This is a genomic window from Chryseobacterium sp. RLHN22, from assembly GCF_051011795.1.
In the GTDB taxonomy this organism is placed as follows: Bacteria; Bacteroidota; Bacteroidia; order Flavobacteriales; family Weeksellaceae; genus Chryseobacterium; species Chryseobacterium zhengzhouense.
This window is the reverse complement of record NZ_JBPCHW010000049.1, coordinates 1-4752: the sequence shown is the minus strand read 5'-3', so window position 1 is coordinate 4752 and position 4752 is coordinate 1. Positions and strand designations below refer to the sequence as shown.

Below are 4752 nucleotides of genomic sequence, written 5' to 3'. Positions count from 1 at the left end.
TTTTCTTTTTCCTCCCCCTTCCCCCCCCCCCCTCCCCCCCCCCCGAAACTGTTTCTGAAGTTAGTTTAAAGCATAATTCAAATTAGTAAGCAGCCGTAAATCTTTCACGAATGTGATTGTTTTGCTCTAATTCATCCACCAAAACAACGGCAACATCTTCTACCGAAAGTACACTTCTTCCCTCTTCATTGAAAACAGGATTTTCAAGAGCGGTTCTGTATTTTCCGGTTCTGATTCCTGCTGTTCCTTGATGCATTTCGATTGCAGGGCTGAAGAAAGTCCAGTCTAATGTTGTATTTTCTTTGATTTTATTCAGATAATCTCTTGCAGCAGTCGCTCCCGGTTTGATGTCTGCAGGAAAATCAGGTCCGTCAACCAACTGATTTCCTTCAATAAATAAACTTCCAGCTCCTCCAACCGTAATAAATCTTTTTACACCAGATTTTTCAACTGCTTTTTCGATGTTGATAGATCCGTTTAAGAAATCATTGTAAAGGTTAGGATTCGTCCACCCTGCGTTAAAACTACTGATTACGGCATCATTTCCTTTTAAAGCTTCCGATAATTCCTCAACATTATTTACATCAACACTTTTTGCCTTTACGTTTTCTGTTTCATTTACTTTTGAAGCGTTTCTTACGATGGCTTCAACCTCATAACCTCTGTTTGTAAGTTCTTTTACAATCTGTGTTCCTACAAAACCGGTTGCACCGATTACAGCTACTTTTTTGTTCATAATTTTTATTTATTTTTAAATGCATTCACGAACCTTTCGGTTTCATTTTGATATTATTTTATTTATTTAATTGTAATAAATTTTGTTACAATTTTGATTAAAATTTTTTATTTGAACTGTTCAGTGAATTCCTTCAATGATTTATTCCCTAAAAATTTTAAAACCAGCTCATCTGTCTCCGAAAATAAGGTATTAAGATGAGTATTGATATTTCTACCTACTGTACAGACAGGATTCGGATTATTATTTTTTTTCCCTAAAACCTCCGTATTTTTTACCGCCAAATAAATATCAGAAATACTTATTGAATCTGCACTCTTTGCTAATTGAGTTCCCCCATCTTTACCTTGTCTGCTAATAATCAAACCCGCTTCTTTTAGAACTCCTATTTCTTTACGAACAATCACCGGATTAATATTAATACTTCCTGCCATCCAATCAGACGTGAGCCAGTCTTGCGGACTTTCCGCCAATAAAGTCATAATATGTATTGCCGTAGCAAATCTTGTATTGTTCATTGTAATTACTCAGCAAAGATACAAATATTCTAATTGTAACAAAATTAATTACATTTAATTTTTATTAAAATTTATTTCGTTTCAATTTCAATTATCTTTTTGCCCGCATTCCCTAAGTAATGATTGACAATCGGGTCATATATTTTATAACCATTTTCAACATTGGTAAAAATGATCAATCCCCTTTTTGATTTAGGCAAAAGAAAAACAATGGTATTGACACCTTTATCTGAACCTCCGTGAGATAAAGCAATTCCATCACTCCCAAGATCGTAAATTTCAAATCCCAAGCCGAAAAATTTATCTTTTTTAGTTTCGACCTGTTTTGTTTTCATTTCATCAAAAACTTTTGTAGTCAACAGAGTATTACTCATCACAGCTGTTAAAAATTTTCCGCAGTCTTCCACTGTCGTTATTAAATCATCGGCTGCATTTGGAGTTTTGTTTTTTACAGCATCATAAGCTGTTCCTGTTTTATCATATCCAACAACCATTCTTTCAGCATATTTCTTTTCATCCCAGATATAACTTGTATCTTTCATATCTAAAGGCTGAAAAATAAGTTCTTTTGCGAGTTCTTCTAAACTTTTATGAAATTTATTTTCAAGAGCTTTTCTAAGATATTCATAACCCTCACCTGAATATTGATATTTTGTTCCGGGCTCAAATCCAAAATGAAGTTTGTTGTTTTTATTCATCCACCTCCAATTGGGAAAGCCGGTTTGATGGCTCAATATCAATCTCGTTGTTAATTTCTTATGTCTTACATCTTTTATAATATCTTCATCAATAAAATATGCATCAAGTGGTTCATCAAGATTCCATTTGCCAAGACTTACCAAGCGTAAAACCGTCATTGCTGTAACTGGTTTCGTTAAAGACGCAACATTAAAAAGACTGTTGTAAGCAGCAGAAGATTTATCATTTAGTTTTCCGTACACCTTTATTTCTTTGAGCTTTCCATCTTCAATAATTCCCAAACCTAAAGTCGGAATATTATTGTCTTTAATTAATTGTTCCAGATTATCCGTAAGATTTCTATTAGGTGTTCCATGATCGTAACTCAGAATATCACTCATGATCCAGTTTCCGTCTTTTTTTGTCCATATTGTTGTAAATTTCGCCTGCCCTCCCAAAGCATCTTCTTTATTTTTTTCTCGGATAAAAAACTGATGTTCTCCTGATTGAATTGCACCATACAACTCGCCATTATTGTACAGCGGAAAAACTTCCAGACTGTTTTCAATGACTTTTCGAATAGGTTTTTGGGCAGAATTTGAACAGATATTTTGTTTTGTTCTTTCCAGAAACAATTTTTTGTCCTGAAAACCTCCGTTATCATGATAAAATTTCAAATTGTTATCAACAGATTTTTCCAGATAAGCAATATCACAATTGTTAAATCCTCTATCGAAAAACAAACTGTCCTGCTTTTTAAGTTCAATAAATAAAGGTGAATTTTTATCAATTTGAGCATTTAAATTTGTAATCGAAAATAATAGAATGAAGATTATAATTCTGATTAGTGTTGTCATTTTCAATTTTTTAACAAAGATTCAGAATTAATTGATTTTAAAGTTAAAAAACAACCTGACAAAAACCCGACAATCACACTGACAAATTATAAGAAGCTGAAATTCAACTTAAAATAGAGACTATTTTTCTTATCCAATTCATAAGCATTTCTTAGAATAATAAAAATATTGGTAAGCGTTAAGACAATCATTGTCAATAAAACCGATTCTTTTCCCAGCTTTAGAAAAGCAACCATCATAAAAATAATCGGACAGATGACTGCCAAAAAGATCTGTAAAGAAATAATCTGTTTTACGATCGAATTTTTTTCTTTTGTAAACAACATGATGATTATCGGAACTAAAAAATTAGCAATCGGAAACCAAGAAAACGGAAGCGAAGAAATATTGATAATTTTAATGAGTGTAAAATTGTAAACTTCTTTATTTTCTACAGCAATTACTTTTTCTACAATATTATCTTCTGCTAAAGTTTCCGGAATCAGTAAATCTTTTTCAGCAACATCAAGTGCTGCAGCCAAAGTTTTCAAGGTGTAACCTTTCGGCTCTGTTCCCGCTTCAATCCGCTGGATTGTTCTTACAGAAATTCCTGATTTTCCGGCTAATTCTTCCTGCGTCAGATTTTTCTTTTCTCTGATTTTTTTTAATTCCGACATGGTTTAAAATAGATTAATGCAAAATTAGACATTCAACGACGAATTAATCAAAAATATTTATTTGATTTTACAGGGAAAATTTAAACACAAAGCCCACAAAGGCTTTTGCACTAGTAACTATCATTAAGTTTCACAAAGGCGTTTCACTTAACAAAGAACACAAAGACATCTTTAAAAAAGTTAAAATTACAAAATCAATTTATCTAAATCTAAGAGAAGGTAATTAATCGTCTGATTAATCGTACGGGTTGCCGACTGCATTTGATTCAGCATTGCAGCCCTATTATGAAGATCATCGGCTCTGTAAAAACCACCATCACTGAAAATTACAGACTGGTCGGCCGCAGTTTTATCATCATCAAACTGATAATGGAGCCAACGTTGCTTCATGTTTTGAATAATCGAATTTTCTTCTTTATTAGAAAACTTTTTTTCGGTATACATATACCAGATAAAGGGCGGAAAATTGGGAGATTCAAGTTTCTCCCGCCAAATATCACGAAGAAGGTTTCTTTGATGAATAAATTCTACTTTTTTTCCCTTCGGATTAAGCGTTGCCAAACCAAAACCTGCTCCCAAGGCACCTCCGGAAATATCAATTGCACTGCTCCAACCTTCATCTTTCACAATTCCACCTGCAATAGAAGCTACCGCTCCGGCTGCAATGGAATATAAAATAAGCTTATTATTCCGGGAATCATTAAGGTTATCAACATAATTTCCGATTTGTGCTACACGTTCTCCTTCACAGTCAAATTCGGCAGCTACTGCGTCCAATTCAGTCAGAGCGATGGTTATTTTGCTGTTTATTTTCATTTTTAACTGCAAAACTTTCACTTGAGCATTTAATGAAGAATCTTTTTTAAGCTTCATAATTTCATTTACCTCATCCAGATTATCTAAGGCATTTAAAACCAAAATACTTTGGTCTGAAAAAATGTTTTTCAGTTGTTTATTCGCCGAAATAATAGAGTCTGCATTGTAAGAAGGTAACTTTTCTTCATAATTGTACTTGAAAGGCGCCTTACAATAGCTGTCTCTCAAAGTCAGAATATTCTGCTTGATGACCTGATTTTTCTTTGAAACACAGGAAGTCAGCAAAATAAGAACAGCAAAAAAACAGTATATTTTTTTCATTTAAATCTGATTAAAGAAACATTTGCATCTTAATACTAAGATATGTCTCGTCCTAAAACTTCGATACAGATTATAGGATAAAAATAATAATTAAACCAAAGCAAAAACGTTTTTGCTTTGGTTTTTAGTTTTATAGGTTTTCATTTTTAATTCAGACTGCTGGTGCATTT

5 protein-coding genes are annotated in these 4752 nt (G+C 33.0%); all 5 read right to left on the bottom strand.

Going from position 1 to position 4752, the window contains the following annotated elements; genetic code table 11:
- Window positions 1–82: 82 nt before the first annotated feature.
- Window positions 83–736, bottom strand: coding sequence for an NAD(P)-dependent oxidoreductase (locus ACR1PN_RS20385; protein ID WP_433981526.1), 654 nt, complete (start codon window positions 734–736; stop codon window positions 83–85).
- Window positions 737–843: 107 nt separating this feature from the next.
- A complete protein-coding gene (locus ACR1PN_RS20380) occupies window positions 844–1254 on the bottom strand; it encodes an Rrf2 family transcriptional regulator (protein WP_433981525.1) in 411 nt (136 codons plus the stop codon).
- A 71-nt stretch (window positions 1255–1325) separates the two neighbouring features.
- Window positions 1326–2789, bottom strand: a complete 1464-nt coding sequence (locus ACR1PN_RS20375) for a serine hydrolase (protein WP_433981524.1) — start codon at window positions 2787–2789, stop codon at window positions 1326–1328.
- An 86-nt stretch (window positions 2790–2875) separates the two neighbouring features.
- Window positions 2876–3445, bottom strand: a complete 570-nt coding sequence (locus tag ACR1PN_RS20370) for a helix-turn-helix domain-containing protein (RefSeq protein ID WP_433981523.1) — start codon at window positions 3443–3445, stop codon at window positions 2876–2878.
- Window positions 3446–3631: 186 nt separating this feature from the next.
- Window positions 3632–4582 (bottom strand): hypothetical protein, encoded by a 951-nt coding sequence (locus ACR1PN_RS20365; protein ID WP_433981522.1) that lies wholly within the window; start codon window positions 4580–4582, stop codon window positions 3632–3634.
- Between the last annotated feature and the right edge of the window lie 170 nt (window positions 4583–4752).

Excerpts from the sequence above, each read along its gene's own strand:
- ACR1PN_RS20370 (WP_433981523.1), bottom strand. The coding sequence starts at position 3,445 with ATGTCGGAATTAAAAAAAATCAGAGAAAAGAAAAATCTGACGCAGGAA.
- ACR1PN_RS20365 (WP_433981522.1), bottom strand. The coding sequence starts at position 4,582 with ATGAAAAAAATATACTGTTTTTTTGCTGTTCTTATTTTGCTGACTTCC.
- ACR1PN_RS20380 (WP_433981525.1), bottom strand. The coding sequence starts at position 1,254 with ATGAACAATACAAGATTTGCTACGGCAATACATATTATGACTTTATTG.
- ACR1PN_RS20385 (WP_433981526.1), bottom strand. The coding sequence starts at position 736 with ATGAACAAAAAAGTAGCTGTAATCGGTGCAACCGGTTTTGTAGGAACA.
- ACR1PN_RS20375 (WP_433981524.1), bottom strand. The coding sequence starts at position 2,789 with ATGACAACACTAATCAGAATTATAATCTTCATTCTATTATTTTCGATT.